The 22,000-nt window shown below is 69.4% G+C and carries 27 protein-coding genes and 1 tRNA gene; 19 read left to right on the top strand and 9 right to left on the bottom strand.

The window, feature by feature from the left end; genetic code table 11:
• Nucleotides 1-50: 50 nt before the first annotated feature.
• Both KY493_RS10820 and thiD read left to right on the top strand, forming a co-directional pair.
• A complete protein-coding gene (locus tag KY493_RS10820; protein WP_219896348.1) occupies nt 51-392 on the top strand; it encodes a multidrug efflux SMR transporter in 342 nt (113 codons plus the stop codon).
• Nucleotides 392-1,192 carry a bifunctional hydroxymethylpyrimidine kinase/phosphomethylpyrimidine kinase gene (gene thiD, locus KY493_RS10815; protein WP_219896347.1) on the top strand — a complete coding sequence of 267 codons (801 nt, stop codon included), beginning with the start codon at nt 392-394 and terminating at the stop codon, nt 1,190-1,192. The genes KY493_RS10820 and thiD overlap by 1 nt, the downstream gene beginning before the upstream one ends.
• On the opposite strand, the gene KY493_RS10810 is transcribed toward thiD, so the two are convergent.
• On the bottom strand, nt 1,189-1,539 hold the full coding sequence (locus KY493_RS10810) for a VOC family protein (RefSeq protein ID WP_219896346.1): 351 nt from the start codon (nt 1,537-1,539) through the stop codon (nt 1,189-1,191). The genes thiD and KY493_RS10810 overlap by 4 nt on opposite strands.
• Before the next feature lie 53 nt (nt 1,540-1,592).
• Between KY493_RS10810 and KY493_RS10805 the strand changes: the two genes are divergently transcribed.
• Complete coding sequence (locus KY493_RS10805) at nt 1,593-2,168, top strand: nucleotidyltransferase family protein (RefSeq protein ID WP_219896345.1); 576 nt, start codon at nt 1,593-1,595, stop codon at nt 2,166-2,168.
• A 26-nt stretch (nt 2,169-2,194) separates the two neighbouring features.
• Here KY493_RS10805 and KY493_RS10800 read toward each other — a convergent pair whose 3' ends face one another.
• From KY493_RS10800 to KY493_RS10780, 5 genes are read right to left on the bottom strand one after another with little or no spacing between them, the layout of a single operon-like run.
• Nucleotides 2,195-2,527, bottom strand: a complete 333-nt coding sequence (locus tag KY493_RS10800; protein ID WP_219896344.1) for an SMR family transporter — start codon at nt 2,525-2,527, stop codon at nt 2,195-2,197.
• On the bottom strand, nt 2,524-2,907 hold the full coding sequence (locus KY493_RS10795; RefSeq protein ID WP_219896343.1) for a DUF983 domain-containing protein: 384 nt from the start codon (nt 2,905-2,907) through the stop codon (nt 2,524-2,526). The genes KY493_RS10800 and KY493_RS10795 overlap by 4 nt, the downstream gene beginning before the upstream one ends.
• 59 nt (nt 2,908-2,966) lie before the next feature.
• On the bottom strand, nt 2,967-3,266 hold the full coding sequence (locus KY493_RS10790; RefSeq protein WP_219896342.1) for a flagellar hook-basal body complex protein FliE: 300 nt from the start codon (nt 3,264-3,266) through the stop codon (nt 2,967-2,969).
• Between the two features lie 17 nt (nt 3,267-3,283).
• Nucleotides 3,284-3,703, bottom strand: a complete 420-nt coding sequence (gene flgC / locus KY493_RS10785; RefSeq protein WP_370627324.1) for a flagellar basal body rod protein FlgC — start codon at nt 3,701-3,703, stop codon at nt 3,284-3,286.
• A 17-nt stretch (nt 3,704-3,720) separates the two neighbouring features.
• Nucleotides 3,721-4,164, bottom strand: a complete 444-nt coding sequence (locus KY493_RS10780) for a flagellar basal body protein (RefSeq protein ID WP_219896341.1) — start codon at nt 4,162-4,164, stop codon at nt 3,721-3,723.
• A gap of 150 nt (nt 4,165-4,314) precedes the next feature.
• Here KY493_RS10780 and KY493_RS10775 point away from each other — a divergent pair, with 150 nt between their 5' ends.
• The 3 genes from KY493_RS10775 to KY493_RS10765 all read left to right on the top strand — a co-directional run bounded on the left by KY493_RS10775 (nt 4,315) and on the right by KY493_RS10765 (nt 5,943).
• On the top strand, nt 4,315-4,590 hold the full coding sequence (locus tag KY493_RS10775) for a flagellar biosynthetic protein FliO (RefSeq protein ID WP_219896340.1): 276 nt from the start codon (nt 4,315-4,317) through the stop codon (nt 4,588-4,590).
• A gap of 164 nt (nt 4,591-4,754) precedes the next feature.
• A complete protein-coding gene (gene fliP, locus KY493_RS10770) occupies nt 4,755-5,555 on the top strand; it encodes a flagellar type III secretion system pore protein FliP (protein ID WP_219898513.1) in 801 nt (266 codons plus the stop codon).
• 109 nt (nt 5,556-5,664) lie between these two features.
• Complete coding sequence (locus KY493_RS10765; protein ID WP_219896339.1) at nt 5,665-5,943, top strand: HU family DNA-binding protein; 279 nt, start codon at nt 5,665-5,667, stop codon at nt 5,941-5,943.
• A 56-nt stretch (nt 5,944-5,999) separates the two neighbouring features.
• On the opposite strand, the gene KY493_RS10760 is transcribed toward KY493_RS10765, so the two are convergent.
• Together KY493_RS10760 and KY493_RS10755 are read right to left on the bottom strand one after the other, a co-directional pair.
• On the bottom strand, nt 6,000-8,831 hold the full coding sequence (locus KY493_RS10760; protein WP_255567865.1) for a hypothetical protein: 2,832 nt from the start codon (nt 8,829-8,831) through the stop codon (nt 6,000-6,002).
• Between the two features lie 60 nt (nt 8,832-8,891).
• On the bottom strand, nt 8,892-9,551 hold the full coding sequence (locus KY493_RS10755; protein WP_370627323.1) for a polysaccharide biosynthesis/export family protein: 660 nt from the start codon (nt 9,549-9,551) through the stop codon (nt 8,892-8,894).
• A gap of 31 nt (nt 9,552-9,582) precedes the next feature.
• Here KY493_RS10755 and KY493_RS10750 point away from each other — a divergent pair, with 31 nt between their 5' ends.
• Complete coding sequence (locus KY493_RS10750) at nt 9,583-10,824, top strand: outer membrane beta-barrel protein (protein ID WP_255568134.1); 1,242 nt, start codon at nt 9,583-9,585, stop codon at nt 10,822-10,824.
• Nucleotides 10,825-10,847: 23 nt separating this feature from the next.
• On the top strand, nt 10,848-13,034 hold the full coding sequence (locus KY493_RS10745) for a GumC family protein (protein WP_219896337.1): 2,187 nt from the start codon (nt 10,848-10,850) through the stop codon (nt 13,032-13,034).
• Here the strand turns inward: KY493_RS10745 and KY493_RS10740 are convergent.
• Nucleotides 13,016-13,870, bottom strand: a complete 855-nt coding sequence (locus KY493_RS10740) for a WecB/TagA/CpsF family glycosyltransferase (RefSeq protein WP_219896336.1) — start codon at nt 13,868-13,870, stop codon at nt 13,016-13,018. The two genes, KY493_RS10745 and KY493_RS10740, sit on opposite strands and share 19 nt — an antisense overlap.
• A 168-nt stretch (nt 13,871-14,038) precedes the next feature.
• Here KY493_RS10740 and KY493_RS10735 point away from each other — a divergent pair.
• The 11 genes from KY493_RS10735 to KY493_RS10685 all read left to right on the top strand — a co-directional run bounded on the left by KY493_RS10735 (nt 14,039) and on the right by KY493_RS10685 (nt 22,000).
• Nucleotides 14,039-14,125 (top strand) — tRNA-Leu (locus KY493_RS10735).
• A 94-nt stretch (nt 14,126-14,219) separates the two neighbouring features.
• Complete coding sequence (locus KY493_RS10730; RefSeq protein WP_219896335.1) at nt 14,220-14,834, top strand: ribonuclease D; 615 nt, start codon at nt 14,220-14,222, stop codon at nt 14,832-14,834.
• Between the two features lie 4 nt (nt 14,835-14,838).
• Nucleotides 14,839-15,495: an LPS export ABC transporter periplasmic protein LptC gene (gene lptC, locus KY493_RS10725; RefSeq protein WP_219896334.1), complete on the top strand. Its 657-nt coding sequence runs from the start codon at nt 14,839-14,841 to the stop codon at nt 15,493-15,495.
• A 2-nt stretch (nt 15,496-15,497) separates the two neighbouring features.
• On the top strand, nt 15,498-15,992 hold the full coding sequence (locus KY493_RS10720) for an LptA/OstA family protein (RefSeq protein WP_219896333.1): 495 nt from the start codon (nt 15,498-15,500) through the stop codon (nt 15,990-15,992).
• Nucleotides 15,993-16,020: 28 nt separating this feature from the next.
• The gene (gene lptB / locus KY493_RS10715; protein WP_219896332.1) at nt 16,021-16,824 is read left to right on the top strand and encodes an LPS export ABC transporter ATP-binding protein; all 804 of its coding nucleotides are present in this window, start codon (nt 16,021-16,023) and stop codon (nt 16,822-16,824) included.
• A gap of 44 nt (nt 16,825-16,868) precedes the next feature.
• Entirely contained in the window at nt 16,869-18,701 is a 1,833-nt protein-coding gene (locus tag KY493_RS10710) for a DNA polymerase III subunit gamma/tau (RefSeq protein ID WP_219896331.1), read from the top strand.
• A gap of 57 nt (nt 18,702-18,758) precedes the next feature.
• Nucleotides 18,759-19,088 (top strand): YbaB/EbfC family nucleoid-associated protein, encoded by a 330-nt coding sequence (locus KY493_RS10705; RefSeq protein WP_219896330.1) that lies wholly within the window; start codon nt 18,759-18,761, stop codon nt 19,086-19,088.
• Entirely contained in the window at nt 19,088-19,690 is a 603-nt protein-coding gene (gene recR / locus KY493_RS10700; RefSeq protein ID WP_219896329.1) for a recombination mediator RecR, read from the top strand. Before KY493_RS10705 ends, recR begins: the two co-directional genes overlap by 1 nt.
• A gap of 120 nt (nt 19,691-19,810) precedes the next feature.
• Entirely contained in the window at nt 19,811-21,238 is a 1,428-nt protein-coding gene (gene rmuC / locus KY493_RS10695) for a DNA recombination protein RmuC (RefSeq protein ID WP_219896328.1), read from the top strand.
• Between the two features lie 125 nt (nt 21,239-21,363).
• Nucleotides 21,364-21,792, top strand: a complete 429-nt coding sequence (locus tag KY493_RS10690) for a hypothetical protein (RefSeq protein ID WP_219896327.1) — start codon at nt 21,364-21,366, stop codon at nt 21,790-21,792.
• Between the two features lie 10 nt (nt 21,793-21,802).
• The gene (locus KY493_RS10685; protein ID WP_219896326.1) at nt 21,803-22,000 is read left to right on the top strand and encodes a helix-turn-helix transcriptional regulator; all 198 of its coding nucleotides are present in this window, start codon (nt 21,803-21,805) and stop codon (nt 21,998-22,000) included.

Raw genomic sequence — 22,000 nt, 5'->3', positions numbered from 1 at the left:
GGGCTGATCTGCGGCTTGCCCTTGGTCCCGGCTTGTCCCATGTCCCGGGCATGACTTGGATAATGTCGATCAATCCGTGGCTGACGCTAGTCGTCGCCGGTGTTCTGGAAGTGCTCTGGGCGTCCGGCCTGAAGAACGTCGGGCCCAGCCGGCCGCTGACGTCGCTGGGCGTGCTGGCGGCGCTTGGGGCCAGCATGTTCCTGCTGTGGGTGGCGACCCAGCGGCTGCCGATCGGCACCGCCTACGCCATCTGGACCGGCATCGGCGCGGTGGGCGCGGCGAGCGTGGGCATCCTGGTCTATGGCGAGCCGGCCACGGCGGTGCGCCTTGTCTGCATCCTGCTGATCGTTTCCGGCATTGTCGGCCTGAAGCTGTTCTCAGGGGCGCACTGATGGCGATCAGTCCTTTGGGCCGCGTTCTGATTATCGCCGGCTCGGACTCAGGCGGCGGAGCTGGCGTTCAGGCCGACATCAAGGCGGTGACCATGATGGGCGGGTTCGCCGCGACCGCCATCACCGCGATCACCGTGCAGAACACGCTGGGCGTCCACGGCGTGCATCCGCTATCGCTGGATCTGATCGCGGCCCAGGCGCGCGCTGTGCTGGACGACATCGGCGCGGATGCGGTGAAGACCGGCATGCTCGGCTCGGTCGAGGTGGTGGAAACCGTCGCCGCCTTGCTGGACGAGGCCAAGGCGCCGGCCGTGGTCGATCCGGTGATGGTGGCCAAAGGCGGTCATCCGCTGCTGCCGGACGAGGCGGTGCAGGCGGTCGCGCGCCTGATGATCCCGCGTGCGGCGCTTCTGACCCCCAATGCGCCCGAGGCCGAGGCCCTGACGGGTCTGGAGGTCGCCGATCTGGACGGGCAGAGGCGGGCGGGGGAGGCGCTGCTGAAGCTGGGCGCCCGGGCGGTTCTGATGAAGGGCGGCCACGTGCCGGGCCCCGTCGTGATCGACCTGCTGCTCACCGGCCACGGCGAGACGGTGCTGGAAAGCGAGCGGATCGACACCCGCCATACCCACGGCACCGGCTGCACCCTGGCCAGCGCCTGTGCGGCGGGGCTGGCGATGGGCCGCCCGCTGGAGGTCGCGGTGGCCGAAGCCTGGGCCTATGTCGGCGAGGCGATCCGCCTCGCGCCGGGCCTCGGCGGCGGCCACGGTCCGCTGGACCACGCCTGGCCGGTCAGGGGTTAGGCGCCGGCCGCGGGGTTCGGCTGGGCCAGCACCACCAGGTTCCCGTCCGGATCGCGCAGCCGCATGATGGTGGTGTAGTCGGCCGCCTCGACCTCGGCCACCACCAGGCCCGCCGCATCCAGCCGCGCGCGTTCGGCCGCGATGTCATCGACGATCAGGGTCAGGGTGCCGGCGCCCGCGTGCTCGGGCTTTTCATACAGCTGAAGCCCGCCGGAGCCGCAGTCCCATTCGTGCAGGCCGGCCATCGGCGCAGTGTCCGGATCGCGCCCGAACAGGGCCGTGAACCAGCGCGTGCTGGTGTTCAGGTCCCGGCACGACAGATTGGCGTAAACCTTGGCGATCGACATGGACGCCTCCTTTCCTCTCCCGATCAACGAGGCGGGGCCTTATTGGATGCGGGATGAGCGATTCCCTGGAACAGCGGCTGATCGAGATCGTTCGGGCCGATCCCGACCTGATGACGGTGCTGAGGACGATGCGCGACCTCGACCCGCCGGACTGGCTGGTCTTCTCCGGCGCGGTCTACCAGTCGGTTTGGAACGCTCTGACCGGCAGGCCGCCGGGGCAGGGCGTCAAGGATTTCGACATCGGCTATTTCGATCCCGACACCTCGTGGGACGCCGAGGATGCGGTGATCCGGCGTGTGGCCGACGCCTTTGAGCCCGGTCTGCGTGAACGGGTCGAAGTGCGCAACCAGGCGCGAGTGCCGCTGTGGTTTCCGGCCAAGTTCGGCGAGGCCTACGGGCCCCTGGACAGCACGGGCGAGGCATTGGCCCGCTTCGTGGCGCCGGCGTTCGCCGTGGGCGTGCGGCTTGAGGCGGACGACGCGCTGACGGTTGTCGCGCCATTCGGGCTGGCGGACGTGTTCGACATGGTGATCCGGCCTAATCCGTTCAGGCCCTTGGCCAAGGACTGGAACCGCGTGGTGGAGCGGGCCAAGGCGCGCTGGCCGGAGCTGACGATCGTCGAGCCCTGATGCGCCTGATCCTGGTGCGCCTGATCCTAGTGCGCTTGGGCTTTGGAGAAGACGTTGATGACCACGACGCCGGCCACGATCAGGACCATGCCGGCGATAGCTGCCGCATCCACCTTTTGACCGAATCCCAGCCAGGCAATTAGGGTGATCAGCACGATGCCTGCGCCCGACCAGATGGCGTAGGCGACGCCGGTCGGGATGGTCTTCAGCACCTGCGACAGCAGATAGAAGGCGACCGCATAGCCGACGGCCGTGATCACCGACGGGACCAGACGGGTGAAGCCGTCCGACGCCTTCAGGGCGGTGGTGGCGATCACCTCGGCCACGATGGCGCCGGCCAGAAACAGGTAACCGTTCATGGCTGGTCGACGGGCCGGTCGAAGCGCGCTTCCTCCGCCTTGTGCAGATATTGCTCGGCCACCATCCAGGCCTTGAACGGGCGAAGCGCGCCCAGGCACAGGGCGACCAGAACGGGCAGGGTGGTGAACAGGTGCACCCACACGGGCGGCTGCACGGTGAAGTCGAAGATCATGAAGCCGATCATGCCGACCACGCCCACCGCCGACATGACGAAAAAGGCCGGGCCGTCCGCCGGATCTGCGAAGCCAAAGTCGAGGTCGCAGGCGGGGCAGCGATCGCGCAGCGACAGAAAGCCCTTGAACAACGGCCCCTCCCCACAGCGCGGGCAGCGGCAGCGCAGGCCGGTGGACAGGGAACTCAGGCGCGGATGGTCGCTCATGCCGTCTTCAATGCGCCGAACGGCGCAAGGTGTCGCCGGGACCGATGGTCCACCCGCGATCAGATCGGCATGGCCATGATTTCCTTGTAGGCGTTGATCACCTGATCGCGCACCGAGATCACCGTTTCCAGCGACGCCTCGGCCGAGGACAGGGCGGTGACCACGTCGATCAGATTGCCCTGGCCGCCGATGGACTGGGTCATCTGGGTCTCGGCGGCGCGGGTCTGCTGCGTCATGTCCTGCATGACGTTCTGGACCATGTCTCCGAAGCCGCCGCCGGACGCGGCCGGCGTGGGCGCGCTGGGCATGGCGCCGCCCTGGATGGAGGAATAGGCGCGGGCGGCCATCAAGGGGTTCATGGATCAGGCCCTTCTCGTCAGCGCTTGATGATGTCGAGGGTGCGGCTTTCCATGGTCCGCGCGGTCTCGATCACGTTCAGATTGGCCTCGTAGGCGCGCTGGGCCTCGCGCATGTCCATGGCCTCGACCAGGGTGTCGACGTTGGGCCGCAGCACATAGCCCTGAGCGTCCGCCGCCGGATGGGTCGGATCGTAGTCCTTCTTGAACTCGCTCTGATCGGACCGCACCTGGGACAGGGACACGCCGGTCATGCCGTCCATCTCGCGCGCCTGGAACACCGGCACCTGGCGGCGATAGGGCTGGCCGCCCGGCGCGTCGGCGGTGGACTGGGCGTTGGCGATGTTCTCGGCGATCACGCGCATGCGCGATTGCTGGGCCTTCAGGGCGCTGGCGGCGACCGCCATGGCGTTGTTGCGGGGGGTGATGGGGTCGGGCATTGATCAGGCCTCTTTCGTCACGCGCCGGGCTTCTTCGCGGCCAGGCGGATCATGCTCATCGACTTCTGGTAGAAGCCGATGGCGGCGTCGTAGGCCATGCGGCTCTCGGCCATCTTCAGCATCTGCTCCTCCATCACCACCGAGTTGCCGTCCATGGTGGTCTCCGAGTCCGGCGCCTTCATCGGGTCGTAGCGAAGGCGCGAGCCGGCCGGCGCGATGTGGGCGTTGCTGGTTCGCAGCATCTCCACGCGACCGCCGGCGTGGCCCGGATGGGTCTGGGCCATCGGCAAGCCGCCGCCGCGCATGGCGTCGGCGAAGGCGGGCGGCGCCTTCAGGTCCTGGGCGCCGTAGCCGGGCGTGTCGGCGTTGGCGACGTTCTGGGCGATCACGCGCTGGCGCTCGTCCAGCCAGCCGAGCCGACCCTTGATCTGTTGCAGCAGCGGCAGGTCGGCGACGCCCATGACGGCCTCCGAGAGCGCGACGATCGCACCCGATAGGCAGAAAATGCCGCCTGTCTGGTTAACGCGGGGTTATCTCAACGGCTCGTTAACCCTGCTGGTTAACAGTCGCCAACGACGCGCGGGGTGCGCGCCGCTCCCACGACACGCCCGATGAACTTCCTTGATCTCGCCCGCGCCGTGTTCGGCCTGGCCTTTACACTCGGCATCATCGGCCTGGCGGCCTGGGCGGCGCGCCGCTATGCGCCGCAGTTGCTGGCCCGGCTGCAGGTCCAGCGGGGCGAGCGTCGCCTGCAGGTGGTCGAGACCCTGGTGCTAGATCCGGCGCGCCGGCTGGTGCTGGTGCGGGTAGACGACGAGGAGCGGCTGATCCTGCTGGGCGAAGGGCGCGAACTGATCGAGCCGCGCCAGATCGGGAGCGGCAAGTGAATCGCCGGTTCAACCCTCTCCCTCCCCGTTTCGGGGAGGGTGGTCGCGGAGCGACCGGGTGGGGGCGGCAAGGCAAGGACGCACGGACCCGCGATGTGTCGCCCGGCCGCCCCCACCCGGCCTCGCTACGCTCAGCCACCCTCCCCGGGGCGGGGAGGGAGAGGATCTTCTCCATCCCCACCGGCGCCGAACTGAAGCGGGCGGCGCTGCTGTCGCTGTTCACGACGCTGGTGTGCCTGGCCTGGCCGCTCGGGGCGCTGGCGCAGGAGGCGGCGCAGACCGGATCCGCCATCAACATCGACCTGGGCACCGGCTCCGGCCTGACTCAGCGAGTGGTGCAACTGGTCGGACTGATGACCGTGCTGTCGCTGGCGCCGTCGATCGTCATCATGACCACCAGTTTCGTGCGGATCGTGGTGGTGCTGTCGCTGCTGAGGACCGCCCTGGGCATGCAGCAGTCGCCGCCGAACGCGGTGTTGGTGTCGCTGGCGCTGTTCCTGTCGGCGATCGTCATGGCTCCGACCTGGCAGGACGCCTATGATTCGGGCATCCGCCCCTTGCTGGATCAGCAGATGGAACTGCCCCAGGCGTTCGATGCGGCGTCCGAGCCGGTCAAGACCTTCATGCTGGGTCAGGTGGACCGCGCCGACCTAGCCCTTTTCACCCGCCTGAGCCAGGTGGAAGCGCCGCAGAACGTGCAGGAGCTGCCGCTGCGCGTGGTCACTCCGGCCTTCATGATCTCGGAGCTGAAGCAGGCGTTCTCGATCGGATTTCTCCTGTTCATTCCGTTTCTTGTGATCGATCTGGTGGTCGCCAGCGTGCTGATGTCGATGGGCATGATGATGCTGCCGCCGGTAGTGGTGTCCCTGCCGTTCAAGCTGATCTTCTTTGTGCTGGTGGACGGCTGGCGGCTGGTCGCGGGCAGTCTGGTGGAAAGCTTCCAGCGGGCGGCCGGAGGCGGCTGAGGCCCGCCCCGCAAGGGTTTGCGCCGTATCCGCACTTGCCAAGGCGACGCTTTTCCGTGTTGATCGGCGGGTCTCGCCCCGTGGGGGCGATTGCAATGGATAAATCCTCATGACCACTCAAGCCGAACTGATCGCCGCCGTCGCCAAGGACACCGGTGTGTCGCAAGGCGACGCCGGCAAGGTGCTGACCTCGATCGTCGAGAACATCCACAAGAGCCTGAAGGAAGGCGGCGACGTCCGCATCTCGAACCTGGGCGTCTTTGACACCGCCGACCGCGCCGAGCGCGAGGGCCGCAACCCGGCTACCGGCCAGACGATCAAGATCGCCGCCTCCAAGGCCGTGCGCTTCCGCGTCTCCAAGCCGCTGAAGGACGCCGTGAACGGCTAAGGCCGATCCGGTCCGCCGGTGCGGATCGAAGCTGCGTTTCGACGGGCGGGCGCCTTTCAGGCCCCGCCCGTTTCCTTTCTGAAGTCGTCCTTCATCGCGCCGACCCAGCCGACAAAGGTGTCGGCGCCGCCCGCAAGCCCGGCGAAGTCGCCGGCGCCCGCGACGCCCGAGAGGCTGTCATCCAGCGCCACGCGGATGGCGTTGGCGGACCGAGCCTTGGCGATGAACGGCGAATACTGTCCGTGCAGACGCTGCAGCGCGGGCCGGTTTCCACCCAGCGAATAGCCGACGCCGGCGCGAACCAGCCAGCTTTCCTCGACCGGCTTCAGTGGCGACGGATCGGCGAACCGGTCGCCCAAGCGGGCTTCGTACAGGGCGGCGGCCTCGGCCCACTTCTGCTGCTTCCACAGAATGTCGGCGCGGACTTCGCGTGCCGGGGCGCTCTGGTCCTTGTCCAGCACCTCCAGCGCGTGGTCGAAACGGCCCAGGTCCATCAAGGCGCGGGCCTCCAGCGCCCGGCGTTCGGCGTTCATGGCGCTGGGCAACAGGGTGGTGCGCGAGGACCAGATGGCTTGCAGCGCCTTCTCAGGCTGGCGATCCATCAGATAGATGGTCGAAAGATCGGTCGCGACCTGCGCCTTGGCCACGCCCTCCAGCCGCGCGTCCACCTGGTGCTTCAGCAGCTCGGCCGCCTGGTCCAGCAGGTCCACGTCGATCAGGCGACGCGCCAGGCGGCGCACCATTTCGTCGCCGTCGGCGCCGACGGGCGTCAGCTCGCGGAAGTCGTAGAACAGCGCCAGGGCCTGCACCGGCTGAAGGCCGTCCGCCGCGCCGTCCAGGAACAGGGCGCGAAAGGCGTTGGACTGGTCCGCGAGGATGTCGGACGCGCCTGGAATGCGCGCCATCCGCTTGCCCGCGCTGCGCAGCGCGTCCAGCGCCTCGCGGTAGCGCCCCTGGCGCAGGTAGATGTCGGCCAGCTTGCGGATTACGGCCAGTTCGGTCGCGTCGCCTCGCCAGCGCCATTTCAGCTGCTCCAGCTGCGCTGCGGCTTCATTGGCGGGCAGGGCGCCCTTGTCCAGCTCCAGCCCGATCACGCCCAGCTTGGCGGGGGTGGCGATGCCGTCCAGCGGCGCGCGTGCCACGGCCTTGTAGACAGCGAGCGCCCGGTTCTTGTCGCCGGAGAGGTCGAACAGGCGCGCCTGCACCAGCCGCGCGGTCAACTGGTCCGCCGCCGGGGCCTGCTGGCTGAAGCTGTAGGCGAGAAGCTGGCGCGCGGCGTCCAGATCGCCGGTCTCGATGGCGGCCATGGCGTGGGCGGCGCCGAAACGGGCGCGCCATTCCTTGGGGAAGTCGTCGATCACCGAGGCGCCTGCCGCAAAGGCGGTCCGCGCGCCGGCCCAGTCGCCCTGATTGGCGGCGATATAGCCCAGCCAGACCCTTGTCGCCGGATCGTTGGCCAGGGCCGCGCCTGAGAAGTCGCTTTGCGCCTCCTCCAGCCGGCCGATCGCCGCGCGCGCGGCGCCGCGCAGGCCGCGCACCTCGGGCTCGCCAAGCATGTTCGGGGCCTGAGCCACCAGGGCGTTCAGCACGCCAACGGCCTCGAAGTTCAGACCGGAGCCGACCAGGAAGCGGGCATAGGCCATGCGCGCCTCGATCGGCGCGCGCGGATCGTCCTTGGCCGACAAGGTCTCCTCGCCGGCCGCATCCTGAAGCTGGCGCTGGCGTTCGGAAAAGCCGTCCTCGCCCAGTTCGGACCACTCGGCCAGGATCAGGCCTGGATGATCGGCCTTTTTCGGCGCATCGGCCGCGTGGTCGCCGACCGCAAGCACCGCGGACGGCGGCGACAGCATCAGGCCGTCCGGGCGGCTCAGCGTCACCAGGTCGCCGGCGGCCTCGACCTGAAGGTCGTCGGTGGCGGTTTCGACAGCCAGCCCCTGGGCGGTGGGGATCAGCGACAGGTCCACGGTGCGACGGGCCTCGGCCAGGCCCTTGCCGGGCGCAAGCGCGGTAACGGCGGCGAAGCGGTCGCCGACCAGCGGATCGGTCAGCCACACCGTCTTGGTGGCCCCGGCCATGCGCGCCGTCAGGGTCGCGGAGCCGTCGTCGGAGCGGCCGATCTCGACACCCGATGCGCCGGCGGGCGATCCGCCGATCGTCACGGTCCACAGACCGCCTTCGCCCTGTGCGGTGACCGCCAGGCCGTCCGGCGCGGCGATCCGCACCACCGAATAGTCGGGACCGGCGGCCCAGCGCGCATCCTTGGCCGGGCCCAGGTCCTTGGCGCCCGCGAGATCCATCCTGGCGGCGGCGTCGAAGACGATCCACACCGCCTCGCCCCGCCGGAACACGGCCGCGCCCACCGGCGTGCTCCAGCCGAAGGAGAGCACCGTCTTGTCCGCAGAACTCGTGGCGCGCACCGGCACGACCGACTGAGTCGCCGGCTTCGGCTTTTCTTCGCCTTCGGGCGCTTTGCCCGGCGCATAGAGGTTCAGCCAGACGGCCCCGTCGGCGACGCCGGACCGGGCCTGCGCGCCCTCCGCCAGGGTGATGACGACCTCGGCCGCGCCGCGCACCGCGCGCGTTTCGACCGAAGCGACGCCTTCCGGGGGATCGACCTTGAGACGCGAAATGTCGGGCGCGGCCGTTGTGCCGATGCGCACGATCACGGCGTCGCCCTGACGCCGCACCTGCGCGCGACCGCCGATGACGCCGCCGAACTCGACGCGGGTGAAATCCGCGGTGCGGCCGATATCGACCGACAGGGGCGCGCCGCCGCGCGCCGCCTCCTGCGCCAGCGACGGCGCAACGGGCGCAAGCGCGACCGCGCCAGCCGCGGCGGCCGCCACGGTCGTCTTCAGCAGGCGCTTGCTGTGCGGGGCCCCGGACATCGCCTGGGACCCTTGGGGAAAAGCCGTTTAATCGCGGTTAACCGAACGCCGCCCGTCGCGTCAGAAATAGCGTTCGCCGATGCGCAGGGTGTCGCCGGGCGCGACCGGCGTGGAACTGGTCAGCGGATAGGCCTGCTCGGCGTTCTCGTCCACGCGCTTGATGAACACCCGGCGGGTGTTGGCGCGGTAGGTGAAGCCGCCGGCGGTGGCGGCCGCGCTCATCACCGTCAGACCTGCTGCGTATGGGTATTCGCCGGGCCGATTGACCTCGCCCAGGATGTAGAAGGGACGGTGGTTCACCACCTCGGCCGAGACGCGCGGCTCGTGCAGATAGCCGTCTCGCAAGGCGGCGGCCACGCCGTCCCTGAATTGCGCCACGGTCAGGCCGCCGGCCCGCACCTCGCCGATCAGCGGCAGGGACGCGGCGCCCGCGCCGTCCACCACAAAGGTCCCGCCCAGCGCCTCTTCACCAAAGACGGTGACGCGGACGCGGTCGCCGGGCCCGAGCCGATACTCGGGCACGACACGCTCGGGCGTCTGGATCGGCCCGGCCGAGGCCGGCGCGTTGGCCGCGACGCCCATCGCAACGACAAGGACCATCGTCCACGCGCCAAGCGTTTGCGCCTTCATCTTCAGCCCCCATACCGTTAGTGCACCATAGGCGTGGTCGCGCTCGCCAGCCAAGGCGGGACGACGCGGGCCGGCGGGGGCGGGCGACATGGGGGCAAGGAAACGGCGGCTCGCCGTGGCGATGGTTCTGCTCGCTGCGTCGACGTGGGCGTCCGACGCGATGGCGCAGGTCAGCGCTCAGCCGGCGCCGCTGTTCGAGCGGGACCGGGGCATGGCCGTGCGCGACCGTCCGCATCCGGAATATGAAGCCACGGGCGCGCGCCTGGGCGGCTTTGTGTTGCGCCCCCGCGCGGAGGTCGGAACCGAGATCGTCGACAACCTCTACGCCGCGCCGGCCGATCGGGTGGCCGACAGCCTCCTGCGGCTCGCCGCGGGTGCATCGCTGCGATCGACGTGGTCGCGTCATGCGCTGGTCGTCCAGGCGGATGGCGTGGCGCGCCGCCATGCGTCTGCATCGCGTGAGGACAGCAGCGATGGATCGCTCGACCTGTCCGGCCGGCTGGACCTGACGCGTGACATGGACCTGGCGTTCGGCGCCGGCCTGTCCAGGCGAGCCGAGCCGCGCGGCGCGGTGGATGCGCCCGACGTCAGCGCCGAACCGATCGTCATCGAGGCGCGCGAGCTTCATCTGCAGGGCCGACGCGTCTCCGGTCGTTTCAGGACCACGCTGCGCGCCGAGCAACGCCGTCTCGACTTCCGCGATGGCGAAACAGCAGCGGGCGAAGAAGTCGATCAGGATCACCGCGACCGGACGGTGTCGCGTCTGACCGGGCGCGCCGACTATGCCGTCACGCCCGCAGTCGCCCTGTTCGTGCAGGGCAGCGCCGACCGGCGGGACTATGACAGTGCGCGAGGAAGGGACTCGGCAGGCGGCGAGGCCTTGCTGGGCGCCGACTTCGAGGTGGGCGCGCTGATCCGCGCCCAGATCGCGGCCGGCCATGTTCGACAGGCGTTTGACGATCCCGCCATTCGCGACATCCAGGGCGTAGCCGCGACGGCCAGGGTCGAGTGGTTTCCGACGCAACTGACGACGGTAACCCTGACGGGGGATCGAACGGTCGAGGATGCGGAGCGCCTCGGCTCGGCTGCATCCTTATCGAGCCGCGTCGCCCTGGCGGTGGATCATGAACTGCTGCGCAACCTGATCCTGAGCGCGCGGATCGGATGGCGACGCCAGGCCTACAATGACGTGGATCGGGAGGATCGGCGGTTCACAACCGCCCTCGAAGCCAGCTATCTGTTCAACCGACGGTATGGAGTGCGCCTTACCGGCATCCATGAGCAGCGATCGTCGCGGGGGCGGTCGGCCGGGGCGGGGTTCGAGATCAATCGACTGGCGGGGGCGCTGGTCGCCCGGTTCTGACCGGGTGCGGGAGGGGGAGATCGATGGACGCAGGGCTGCAGGCGCCGGCCGGCTGGCGCGGCGCGATCGGAGAGGGCGTGGACCTGCATCGGCTGATCGGCGTCGTGCGTCGTCGGCTGTGGCTGGCGTGCGCCGTGTTCCTGCTGACCACGGTCGCGACCATGGCGGCGATCCGGATGCAGCCGACGCTCTATACGGCCGTCGCCAGCCTGACGATCGACACCCGCAGGGCTCGGGTGGTCGATTCCGAGGCGGTGCTGTCGGGCCTGACAGCCGAGTCGGCGGTGGTGGACACCGAGGTCGAAATCCTGAGGTCCCGTCAGTTGGCGGAGCGGGTGGTCGACGCGCTGAGGCTGGTCCAAGATCCCGAGTTTGCCGAGCCGAGGTCAGGGCGCCGGTTCGGCGTAGCGGGCGGGCCAGCCGTCTTGAGCGATCCGCAGGCGCGCAAGGAGCAGGTGATCGACGCGGTGCTGGAGCGGCTCGGCATCGCACGGACCGGCGGGACCTACGTGATGAACGTGGCGTTTGAATCGCGCGACCCGGCCAAGGCGGCGCGCATCGCCAACGCCTTTGCAGACCAGTATCTGCTGCAACAGCTGGAGGCCAAGGGCGATGCGACGCGCCAGGCCAACGGCTGGTTGACCGAGCGGCTGGCGGCCCTGCGCGCCGAGGTCGAGGCGGCGGAAGGCGCGGTCGAGCGATACCGCGCCGAGAACGGCCTGCTCAGCGCCGACGGCGCGACCCTGACCGAACAGGAGATATCGGCCTACAACCAGCAGCGGGCCGCCGCCCGCAGTCAGCTGGCGGAAGAGCAGGCGAGGCTGCGCACCGCCCGCGCCCAGCTGGCGCGCGGATCGAGCGGCGAGGATGTGGGCGAGGCGCTTCAGTCCCAGGTCGTGCAGCAGCTGCGCGCCCGCCGGGCCGAGGCGTCGGCTCGCGTAGCGGACCTGTCCAGCCGCTATGGCGAACGTCATCCGGACATGGTGCGGGCCCGCCACGAACTGTCCGACGCCGACGAACAGATCGATGCCGAGATCCGCCGCATCGTCTCCAACCTGGAGGCGCGGGTGCAGGTCGCGCGCGAGCGGGCGGGGGCGGTGGACGCCAGCCTGGATGAAGCCCGCCGCACGCTGGCGATCGACAACGCCGCCGGTGTCCGCCTGAACGAACTGGAGCGCCACGCCTCCTCGGTGCGAACCTTGTATCAGAGCTTCCTGGCTCGCTTTCAGGAGACCAGCGCCAGCGAAGGGGCCGAGCAGTCGGACGCCCGCATCGTCTCGCGCGCCCGCACCCCGTCCGAGCCGTCGTCGCCGAATATCCCGCTGATGCTGGCGGGCGGGTTGGTGGCCGCCCTGGTGCTGGCGCTGGTCGCGGTCGGCCTGGCCGAGATGCTGGACAGCGGCCTGCGGCATGGGGAGGATGTGGAGCAGCGGCTGGGCAAGCCGAGCCTCGGTCAGGCGCCGCTGCTGCGCTCGGTGGCGGAAAAGGCGGATCGCAGCCTGGCGCCCGCCGACTATGTGCTGAAACGGCCGTTGTCGCCGTTCGCCGAAGCGTTTCGGACCCTGCGCGCCGCCATTCTGCACTCAAGGCCGGGCCGCAATGTTCAGGTGGTCGCCCTGTGTTCTGCCCTGCCCGACGAGGGCAAGTCGACCACCGCGCTGAGCCTTGCGCGCATCTCGGCCCTGGCCGGCGGACGGGTGGTGCTGGTCGACTGCGATCTGCGCAGGCGTGCCGTGGCCCGCATGCTGAGGGTCGAGCCGGAGGTCGGCTTGCTCGAGGTGCTGGACGGGTCGGCTGCGCTGGACCAGGCGCTGCATCTGGACGAGGGCTCGGGCGCGTGGGTCCTGCCGCTGGCGCGGGGCGGCGCGACGCCGCGGGATATCCTGGGGGGGCGCGAGATGGACCGGCTGATGGCGGCGCTGCGAGAGCGGTTCGACCTCGTCATCCTGGACACGCCGCCGCTTCTGGCCGCCAGTGAAGCCAGGGTTCTGGCGACGCGGGCCGACGCGGCCGTGGTCCTGGCGCGCTGGCGGCGCACGCCTGACCGCGTCGTGGGGAGCGCACTGCGGATGCTGGAGCAGTCGGGAGCCGCCGCTGTCGGCGTGGTGCTGACGCAGGTCGACATGAACGCCCAGGCGCGGCACGGCTATGGCGACATCGACTACGACTACGCCGACTACGTCGCCTTTGCTCAGCCGAGAGCGGACTGACGCCGCCGGCGCGCTTGATGGATGTCGGTCCAGATCAGCGGCAGGAGGCTCCAGGGCTCGACGCAGTAGCGGTGGAACAGGCGTCGAGGATCGTGGAGGAGGCGGTACAGCCATTCCAGCCCCGCCCGACCCATCCACCGGGGCGCCGCGCTCTGCACCCCGGCCTCGTAGTCGAAGGCGGCGCCCACCGACAGGATGGCGCAGTCGGGTAGGCGATGCAGGTTTTCGGCGATCCAACGCTCCTGCCGGGGCATGCCCATGCCGACAAACAGGATGTGCGGCTGGAAGCGCGCGATCTCCGACAGCACTTCCGCATTGTCGGCCGCATCCGGTCGGGCGTCGAAATAGCCGGACTGGGTGCGGATGTCCGCGCCCGGATAGGCGATCGCCAGCTTCGCCCGAGCCGCAGGCCCGACCTCTGGTGCGCCGCCCACGGCCATGACGCGCCAGCCCAGCCGGTTGGCCACGCTCCAGAAGTGGTCGCGCCAGTCCAGATAGGTGCAGCGGTGGAAAGGCCGGCTGTGCAGGCCCAGCGCGCGCGAGAACCAGATCAGCGGAGTCGAATCGACTTCGACAAGGTCGGCCTGCTCATAGAAGCGGGCGACTTCCGGATGTTTCCGCAACAGATAAAGGCTGTGCAGATTGTGGTTCGCCACCACCGTCTTGCGTCCCGCCGCCACCGCGTTCTGGACGTGGTGAAGCACCTCCTCCGGGCGGACGAGGTCCATCGGCTGACCCAGGATGCGGACGCGTTCGGCCTCGCGGCGTTCCTTGCGGAACGGCCGGCGCGGGGTCGCGCGACGCTCGCGGGCGGGCAGGACGGCGGGCTCGGTCATCGCCGCTGGATAGCCCTGCTCGGCTCAAGACCGGGTAAGCGCACAGCGTTAACGGCGCCGGCGAAAAAGATGACGTTTTTTGCAGCATCGCCCTGTTGACCCGCCCTGCGGCCTGCCTTAGAGGTCCGCGCCTTCCCGATGACGACGCCGCAAGGCGACGCCGCCGGGGCCCAGATGGCGGAATTGGTAGACGCGCTGGCTTCAGGTGCCAGTGGCTTAACGGCCGTGGAGGTTCGAGTCCTCTTCTGGGCACCACTTTTTACAACGGCGTCGCATCTTCGGGTGCGGCGCCGTTGTTGTTTCCGGCGGCGGTTTCGCCAGAACCGCCCAGCTCATATATGATCGCGCAATGACCGTTTACCTGCACGAAGGCGACCTGCCCGACGACCTGGACCTGGGGCCGGAGGTCGCCATCGATTCGGAGACCATGGGCCTGCGCTTCCGGCGCGATCCGCTGTGCGTGGTGCAGCTGTCATCGGGCGACGGGAACGCCCACGTCGTGCGCCTGCGCCGGCCGGACTACGACTGCCCGAACCTGAAGCGGCTGCTGGCTGATCCGGACGTGCTGAAGATCTTTCACTTCGGCCGCTTCGACATCGGCATGTTCCAGCTGCACCTCGGCGTCGAGACGCGGCCGGTCTATTGCACCAAGATCGGCTCAAAGCTGGCGCGGACCTACACCGACCGGCACGGGCTGAAGGACGTGGTGCGTGAGCTGGCGGGCGTGGATCTGTCCAAGGCGCAGCAGTCGTCGGACTGGGGCGCCGAGACCCTGACCCAGGCGCAGCTGGATTACGCCGCATCGGACGTGTTGCACCTGCATGCGGTCAAGGGGCGGCTGGACGCCATGCTGGAGCGCGAGGGCCGCACCGAGCTGGCGCGCCAATGCTTTGACTTCCTGCCGACCCGTTCGGCGCTCGATCTCGCCGGCTGGGACGAGATCGACGTGTTCGCCCACAGCTGATCCCATGAGCGAGGCGGAGCGGCGCAGCATCGAGGCGGACGAGGCGCGGGTCGCCCGCGAGGGCGACCGCTGGCGCGCGCGATCGCGCCGCATCCGCTTCTATCGCCGCGTGCTGCCGGTGCTGATCCTGGTGGTGGCGGGCGCCGCCCTGACCTGGACCGTGTTTCGCACAGTCATGTCCGGCGTCGAGCGCCGGGCCAGCCAGAGCCAGGAAATCCGCCTCGACAATCCGATGTTCCATGGCCAGGATGCGCAAGGCCGCGCCTTTCTGGTGGGGGCGCAGGGCGCGATCCGCGATCCGAACACCGGCCATTTCCGCCTGGTCGGGCCTGTGCTCAGGCTCAATCTCGGCGGCCGCAAGGTGACGCAGATGACGGCGGACGGCGGCACCTATGACGAGGGGCAGCGCAAGGTCATCATCGGGCCGAACGTGCGCATCTCGGACGGCGGCTCGGGCTTTACGCTGACCACGCCCGAGGCGGTGGTCGATACCCGCACCGGCGTGGTGACGGGAACCAAGGGCGTGCAGGGGACCGGCCCCCTTGGAACGATCAACGCTTCGTCCTATGCGATCCATGATCAGGGCGAACGCGTCGTCTTCCAGGGCGCGGGCGACAACAAGGTGAGGGGCGTCATCAACCCCTCCGGCTCGGAGGGTTGAGCATGGCGACGACAATCAAGGCGATCGCGGCGGCGGCTGCCGCCCTGACGCTGCTGGCCCTTCCGACAACAGGCGACGCCCAGTCGGGCGCCTCGCGCCAGCCGATCGCCTTCGGCGGCGACACCCTCGAGAATACCGCAGACGGAGTTGTTCTGCGCGGTCGCGCCGAGGTGGTGCAGGGTGGAAATCGCCTTCGCGCCGACGTCCTGTCGCTTGTTCGTGCGTCGGACGGCGACCTGCAGCGGATCGATGCCACCGGCACGGTCTATCTGGTGACGTCCGAGCAATCGATGCGCGGCGACCGCGCCGTGTATACGCCGAGCTCCGGCGAGGTGGTGGTGACGGGCGACGTGATCCTGACGCAGGGCCAGAACGTGCTGACCGGCGGCCGCCTCGTCTACAACGTCAACACCGAGGCCGCCCGCATGGAGGGCGCGCCGCGCGGCGCGGCCGGCCGTCGGGTGCAGGGCGTCTTCTATCCCGAAGGGACCAACTGAGCCCCTCGGGGTTCGGTCTGGATCGCGCTTGGCCCGCAAGGAACTGTCAGCCCTGAACCTGGACGACCGCACCGGCCCCGAGCCGGCGGTCGAGCCCGCACCCGCGCCCGCGCCCAGAGGCCTGCGGGTGCGCAACATCGCGCGCGCCTTTGGTCCGCGCCAGGTGGTGCGCGACGTGTCGCTGACGGTGCAGCGTGGAGAGGTGGCGGGTCTGCTCGGTCCCAACGGCGCGGGCAAGACCACCTGCTTCTACATGATCACCGGCCTGATCCCGCCCGACAGCGGGACCATCCATCTGGACGGCCAGGACATCACCGCCCAGCCGATGTACCAGCGCGCCCGCATGGGCTTGGGCTATCTGGCGCAGGAAGCCTCGATCTTTCGCGGCATGACGGTGGAGCAGAACGTCCGCGCCGTGGTCGAACTGCACCACAAGGGCGACAAGGCGGTCGAGGCCGAGACCAACCGCCTGCTGGAAGAACTCCGCATCGACCACCTGCGCCACGCGCCGGCGACCGGCCTGTCGGGCGGCGAACGCAGGCGGGTGGAGATCGCGCGCGCTCTGGCCGGTCGTCCGTCCTTCATGCTGCTGGACGAGCCGTTCGCCGGCATCGATCCGCTGGCCATCGCCGACATCCGCACCGTGATCCGCTACCTGGCGGGCGAGGGCATCGGGGTTTTGATCACCGACCACAATGTGCGCGAAACGCTGGACATCATCGACCGCGCCTCAATCATCTCGGCCGGTTCGGTGCTGTTCGAGGGCACGGCGGACGAGGTGGTGCACGATCCGGAGGTGCGCCGGGTCTATCTGGGCGACCTCTACGCCTGAGAATCCCTCTGCCGCCCGCGCCGCCTTCGGTCTAAGACACGGCCATGAGCGACATCGACCCGAGTCTCGACGGCCCTCCCTGGGACGAGGACGTCGTCGAGCGCGATCAGAACACCGACGACATGTTCGGCGCTCCGCCCGCGCCCGCACCAGCGCCGCCTGCGCCTGCGCCCGCGCCCGCGCCTGTCGCGGCGCCTGAACCGCCTGCGTCCGACGCCGCCTATCAGGTGCTGGCGCGCAAATACCGGCCGTGCACCTTTGAGGACCTGATCGGGCAGGAGGCCATGGTCAGGACCCTGACCAACGCCTTCGCCACCGGCCGCATCGCCCACGCCTTCATGCTGACCGGCGTGCGCGGGGTGGGCAAGACCACCACCGCGCGCCTTCTGGCCCGCGCCCTGAACAACGAGACGGACGTCATCGACAAGCCGTCTCTGGCGCTGACGCCGAACGGACGGCACGACTCAGCGATCATGTCCGGCCAGCACATGGACGTGATGGAGATGGACGCCGCCTCGCACACGGGCGTCGGCGACATCCGCGACATCCTGGAAAGCGTCCGCTATGCGCCGGTCGAGGCGCGCTACAAGGTCTATGTGCTCGACGAAGTGCACATGCTGTCGAACCAGGCCTTCAACGCCCTTCTGAAGACACTGGAGGAGCCGCCGCCGCACGCCAAATTCATCTTCGCCACCACTGAGATCCGCAAGGTCCCGGTGACCATCCTGTCGCGCTGCCAGCGTTTCGACCTACGGCGCGTGGAGCCCGAGGTGCTGGTCGAACACCTGGACCGAGTGGCGGACCGCGAAGGCATGCGGATTGAGCAGGAAGCCTTGGCGCTGATCGCGCGCGCGGCCGAGGGCTCGGTGCGTGACGGTCTCAGCCTGCTCGACCAGGCGCTGGTGCAGGGCGAGCGCGGGCAGACGGTGCAGGCCGCGACCGTGCGCGACATGCTGGGGCTCGCCGACCGCAGCCAGACCATCGCCCTGTTCGAATCGATCATGGCCGGCCGCACGCCCGAGGCGCTGGAGAGCTTTCGCACCCTCTACGGCTACGGCGCCGATCCGGTGCAGGTGACCAACGACCTTCTGGAGCATTGCCACGCGGCGTCGGTGGCCAAGATGCTGGGGCCGCAGGCGACGCGGCTGCCCAAAGATCAGGCGCAGACGCTGGCGGCGCTGGGCGCGGCCATTCCGGCGGCGACCCTGTCGCGGACCTGGCAGATGCTGCTGAAGGCATTGGACGAGGTGCGGCGCGCGCCCAATCCGTCGGACGCGGTGGAGATGGCCATCGTCCGCCTCGCCTACGCCGCCGACCTGCCCGGGCCGGAAGAGGCGCTGAAGCGGCTGCAGTCGGGCGAGCCGATAGGCGGCGGAGCGGGCGGTGCGCCCAGAGGTGGAGGTGGCGGCGGCGGAGGCGCTTCAGCGCAGCTGGCGCCGCGCCCGGTGGTCCAGCCCGCCCTGCCCAATCCGCAGACGTTCGAGCAGGTCGTGGCCCTGATCGGCGAAAAGCGCGAGATCGGCCTGCAGATGGACGTCGAGCGGTTCGTCCGCCCGGTGGAGTTTCAGCCGGGTCGCATCACCTTTGAACCCGCCGACGGCGCGCCCGCCAATCTGGCCACCCGCTTGACGGCGCGCCTTCGGGACTGGACCGGCCGCCCGTGGTTCGTGGTCGCCAACGGCCAGGGCGGCGGCGAAACCCTGATCGAACAACAGAAGAAGGCGCGGCTCGCCGAGCGCGCCGAGGTCGAGGCCGATCCCTTCGTCAAGGCGATCCTGGACGCCTTTCCCGGCGCGACGCTTGGCGAAATCCGCACGATCGCGCCGACGGTGGTGACGCCGGAAATCCCCGACGCCGTCGAGGAAGACGACGACTGAGCCACACCAACCTGCGGCCCCTGTCGCAACGCCTCGGACCGCATTATCTAACGCCCCATGAAAGACCTTACCCAACTGATGCAGCAGGCTCAGGCGATGCAGCAGAAGCTGCAGGACGCCCAGGCGAAGATGGCCGAGACGACCGCACAGGGCTCGTCCGGCGGCGGGCTGGTGACGATCGCGCTCAAGGGCGCCGGCGAGATCACCTCGGTGGTCATCGACGACAGCCTGCTGAAAGCCGGCGAGGGCGAAATCCTGGCCGATCTGATCACGGCGGCCCACGCCGATGCGCGGCGCAAGCTGGATGAGGCCAACTCGGCGCTGATGCGCGAGGCGGCCGGGCCGATGGCGGGGATGAACATCCCGGGCATGCCCAAGCTGTTCTGATGGCCGCATCCGCCGGGCCGGAAATCGAGCGGCTCATCTCCCTTCTCGCCAAGCTGCCGGGGCTCGGCCCCCGCTCGGCGCGGCGTGCGGCGCTGGCGCTGCTGAAGCGGCGCGAGCAACTGCTGGTCCCTTTGGCCGCCGCCATGGCCGAGACGGCCGAGCGGGTGGTGTCTTGCTCGGTGTGCGGCGCCCCAGACACGCGCGACCCTTGCGCCATCTGCGCGGACGGGGCGCGCGACAACGGCCTGATCTGCGTGGTGGAGGAGGCCGGCGCCCTGTGGGCCATGGAGCGGTCGGGCGCCTTTCGCGGCAAGTATCATGTGCTGGGCGGCTTGCTGTCGGCCTTGGACGGGGTGGGGCCCGAGCACCTGCGCATCGCCGAACTGGTCGGACGGGTGAGGGGCGGCGGCGTGCGCGAGGTGGTGCTGGCCCTGCCGGCCACCGTCGACGGCCAGACCACCGCCCACTATGTCGCCGAGCGGATCAGCGGCCCCGAGGTGGACGTGACCTCGCTGGCGCGCGGCGTGCCGGTCGGCGGCGATCTGGACTGGCTGGACGACGGCACCATCGTCCAGGCCCTGCGCGCCCGCCGGCCCGCCTGAAGGCTGTTACGGCCGGGCGACTCCCTCTAGGAACGGACGGTGAACGCCTAGCTGTGCGACCGTGTCCGTCGTAGAGCCTCGTCAATCGTGGCGTTCGCCTGATTTCCTGTCGGAGCCGCCATGCCGATCGACCTGCTGCTGATCCTCGTCCTGCTGGTGTCGGCCTTCGCCGCCGTCTGCGCCGTGTGGGCCGGCCTGTCCGCCCAGCGAGCGGGCCGCATCGCCGAGGCGGCCGGCCGCGACGACCGGTCGGCCGTGGCGCTGGCGCGCGAGATGGCCGCCCTGCGCGGCGAGTTCGACGCCAAGGCCGCGACCCAGCGGCTGGAGCTGTCGCAGGCGTTGAACGGCCTGTCCGACAGCCTGGATCGTCGCATCGGCGCGCTGACAACCAACTTCGACACGCGGCTTCAGGCCTTTGCCGAACTGCAGAAGAAGTCCGGGGACGACCTGGCCGAGTCCCAGCGCCAGCGCCTGAACGAGACCAAGGCCGCCGTGGACCGCCTGGTCGAGACGCTCAGCCAGCAGCAGGTCGAGGGCCGCAAGGCCATGGGCGAGGAGCTGGAAAAGGTCCGCGTCGTCGTCTCCGGCAACCTCGAGACCCTGCGCAAGGAAAACGAGACCAAGCTGGAGCAGATGCGCGTCACCGTGGACGAAAAGCTGCAGGGGACGCTCGCCGAGCGGCTGGGCGAGAACTTCAAGCTGGTGTCAGAGCGGCTGGACACGGTGCACCGGGGCCTGGGCGAAATGCAGAGCCTGGCCACCGGCGTCGGCGACCTGAAGCGGACCCTGTCCAACATCAAGGCGCGCGGCTCCTGGGGCGAGGTGCAGCTGGGCGCCCTGCTGGACGACATGCTGACGCCCGAGCAGTTCGGCCGGCAGGTGCGGGTGCGCGACGACAGCCGCGAGGTGGTGGACTATGCCGTCTATCTGCCGGGCGCGACCGAGGGGAAACGGCTGATCCTGCCGCTGGACTGCAAGTTTCCCCACGAGGACTACGACCGGCTGCTGACGGCGCAGGACGCGGGCGACCCCGTTGCGGTCGAGGCGGCCGCCAAGGGGCTGGAGCGGGCGTTGCGCATCCAGGCCAAGAGCATCCGCGACAAATACGTCCATCCGCCCGAGACCACGCCCTTCGCCATCATGTACCTGCCGACCGAGGGGCTGTTCGCGGAGGTGATCCGCCGACCGGGCCTGGCGGGCGCCCTGTCGGCCGAGTTCTCGGTCACGGTGACGGGGCCGACCACGCTCGCGGCCACGCTGAACAGCCTGAAGATGGGCTTCCAGACCCTGGCCATCCAGAAAAACGCCGGCGACATCGCCCAGGTGCTGGGCGAGGCCAAGAAGGCTTTCGAGGACTACGGCTCCGCGCTGGACGCCGTCGACAAGAAGCTGGACGAGGCCAAGAACAAGGTCCGCGACGTAGGCGTGCGCCACCGCGCCGTGACCCGAAAGCTGAAGGGCGTCGAGACCACGGGCCTGACCGGCGGCGCGCGGCCGTCGCTCGCCTCCGACCTGCTTGCCCTGGAGGCTGACGGCGACGACGCCTGATCCGCAACGATGAACAGCGTGCTTGTCCTTGTGGCAAGCACGCTTGACATTCCTTGCGGAGCCGTGAGACAAGCCTCCTTGTCATAACGGCAAGGGAGGTTGTCATGCCGAGTGCACTTAGAAACATGATCAAGCCCATCGGGGCTTTTCTGCTGCTCATCGTTCTGGCGCTGGTGGCGGGCGTTGTGTTGGGCATCGTCGGGGCCGCCGGCGGGCTGGGGCTGAACCTGACGCTGCTGATCGCGATGAGCGTCGCCACCGTCATCCTGATGGCCGGCGCCCTGTGGGTCGGCGCCCTGTGGATGCGCAACATCGACGAAGCGGCGCGCGAGGCGCACAAGTCGGCCTGGTACTGGGGCGGCACCGCCGGCATGGCGGTCGGCGGCGTCGGCGTGGTCCTTTCTCGCCTGCCGCAGGCCGCAACCATTCAAATCCCGACCATCGGCGATCCCACGCCGGCGACCTATGCGGCCATGGGCGCCGTCATGATGCTGGGGCTGATGCTGCTTGGCTACACGATCGTGTGGGCCTGGTGGTGGTGGGCGCGGCGGTGAGGAGATGTTCATGAACAACCGCCTCAAGGTGCTTCGCGCCGAACGCGACTGGAGCCAGGCTTTTCTGGCCGACCAACTCGGCGTCTCCCGTCAGACCGTGAATGCGCTGGAAACGGGCCGCTACGACCCCTCCTTGCCGCTCGCCTTCAAGATCGCTCGCGTCTTCGACCAGCCGATCGAGTCCATCTTCCTGGACGAAGCGGCCTGA

The sequence above is a fragment of the Brevundimonas sp. PAMC22021 genome (assembly GCF_019443405.1).
Taxonomy (GTDB): domain Bacteria; phylum Pseudomonadota; class Alphaproteobacteria; order Caulobacterales; family Caulobacteraceae; genus Brevundimonas.
The sequence above is the reverse complement of the archived record's forward strand: the minus strand, read 5'-3'. Positions and strand labels throughout refer to the sequence as shown.

Excerpts from the sequence above, each read along its gene's own strand:
- KY493_RS10730 (WP_219896335.1), top strand. The coding sequence starts at position 14,220 with ATGACCGTTTACCTGCACGAAGGCGACCTGCCCGACGACCTGGACCTG.
- KY493_RS10685 (WP_219896326.1), top strand. The coding sequence starts at position 21,803 with ATGAACAACCGCCTCAAGGTGCTTCGCGCCGAACGCGACTGGAGCCAG.
- KY493_RS10775 (WP_219896340.1), top strand. The coding sequence starts at position 4,315 with ATGAACTTCCTTGATCTCGCCCGCGCCGTGTTCGGCCTGGCCTTTACA.
- KY493_RS10810 (WP_219896346.1), bottom strand. The coding sequence starts at position 1,539 with ATGTCGATCGCCAAGGTTTACGCCAATCTGTCGTGCCGGGACCTGAAC.
- KY493_RS10690 (WP_219896327.1), top strand. The coding sequence starts at position 21,364 with ATGATCAAGCCCATCGGGGCTTTTCTGCTGCTCATCGTTCTGGCGCTG.
- flgC (WP_370627324.1), bottom strand. The coding sequence starts at position 3,703 with ATGCCCGACCCCATCACCCCCCGCAACAACGCCATGGCGGTCGCCGCC.
- rmuC (WP_219896328.1), top strand. The coding sequence starts at position 19,811 with ATGCCGATCGACCTGCTGCTGATCCTCGTCCTGCTGGTGTCGGCCTTC.
- thiD (WP_219896347.1), top strand. The coding sequence starts at position 392 with ATGGCGATCAGTCCTTTGGGCCGCGTTCTGATTATCGCCGGCTCGGAC.
- KY493_RS10805 (WP_219896345.1), top strand. The coding sequence starts at position 1,593 with ATGAGCGATTCCCTGGAACAGCGGCTGATCGAGATCGTTCGGGCCGAT.
- KY493_RS10705 (WP_219896330.1), top strand. The coding sequence starts at position 18,759 with ATGAAAGACCTTACCCAACTGATGCAGCAGGCTCAGGCGATGCAGCAG.
- KY493_RS10760 (WP_255567865.1), bottom strand. The coding sequence starts at position 8,831 with ATGTCCGGGGCCCCGCACAGCAAGCGCCTGCTGAAGACGACCGTGGCG.
- KY493_RS10790 (WP_219896342.1), bottom strand. The coding sequence starts at position 3,266 with ATGAACCCCTTGATGGCCGCCCGCGCCTATTCCTCCATCCAGGGCGGC.
- recR (WP_219896329.1), top strand. The coding sequence starts at position 19,088 with ATGGCCGCATCCGCCGGGCCGGAAATCGAGCGGCTCATCTCCCTTCTC.
- KY493_RS10820 (WP_219896348.1), top strand. The coding sequence starts at position 51 with ATGACTTGGATAATGTCGATCAATCCGTGGCTGACGCTAGTCGTCGCC.
- KY493_RS10780 (WP_219896341.1), bottom strand. The coding sequence starts at position 4,164 with ATGGGCGTCGCCGACCTGCCGCTGCTGCAACAGATCAAGGGTCGGCTC.
- KY493_RS10750 (WP_255568134.1), top strand. The coding sequence starts at position 9,583 with ATGGTTCTGCTCGCTGCGTCGACGTGGGCGTCCGACGCGATGGCGCAG.
- lptC (WP_219896334.1), top strand. The coding sequence starts at position 14,839 with ATGAGCGAGGCGGAGCGGCGCAGCATCGAGGCGGACGAGGCGCGGGTC.
- KY493_RS10800 (WP_219896344.1), bottom strand. The coding sequence starts at position 2,527 with ATGAACGGTTACCTGTTTCTGGCCGGCGCCATCGTGGCCGAGGTGATC.
- KY493_RS10745 (WP_219896337.1), top strand. The coding sequence starts at position 10,848 with ATGGACGCAGGGCTGCAGGCGCCGGCCGGCTGGCGCGGCGCGATCGGA.
- KY493_RS10740 (WP_219896336.1), bottom strand. The coding sequence starts at position 13,870 with ATGACCGAGCCCGCCGTCCTGCCCGCCCGCGAGCGTCGCGCGACCCCG.
- KY493_RS10720 (WP_219896333.1), top strand. The coding sequence starts at position 15,498 with ATGGCGACGACAATCAAGGCGATCGCGGCGGCGGCTGCCGCCCTGACG.
- KY493_RS10710 (WP_219896331.1), top strand. The coding sequence starts at position 16,869 with ATGAGCGACATCGACCCGAGTCTCGACGGCCCTCCCTGGGACGAGGAC.
- KY493_RS10765 (WP_219896339.1), top strand. The coding sequence starts at position 5,665 with ATGACCACTCAAGCCGAACTGATCGCCGCCGTCGCCAAGGACACCGGT.
- KY493_RS10795 (WP_219896343.1), bottom strand. The coding sequence starts at position 2,907 with ATGAGCGACCATCCGCGCCTGAGTTCCCTGTCCACCGGCCTGCGCTGC.
- KY493_RS10755 (WP_370627323.1), bottom strand. The coding sequence starts at position 9,551 with ATGTCGCCCGCCCCCGCCGGCCCGCGTCGTCCCGCCTTGGCTGGCGAG.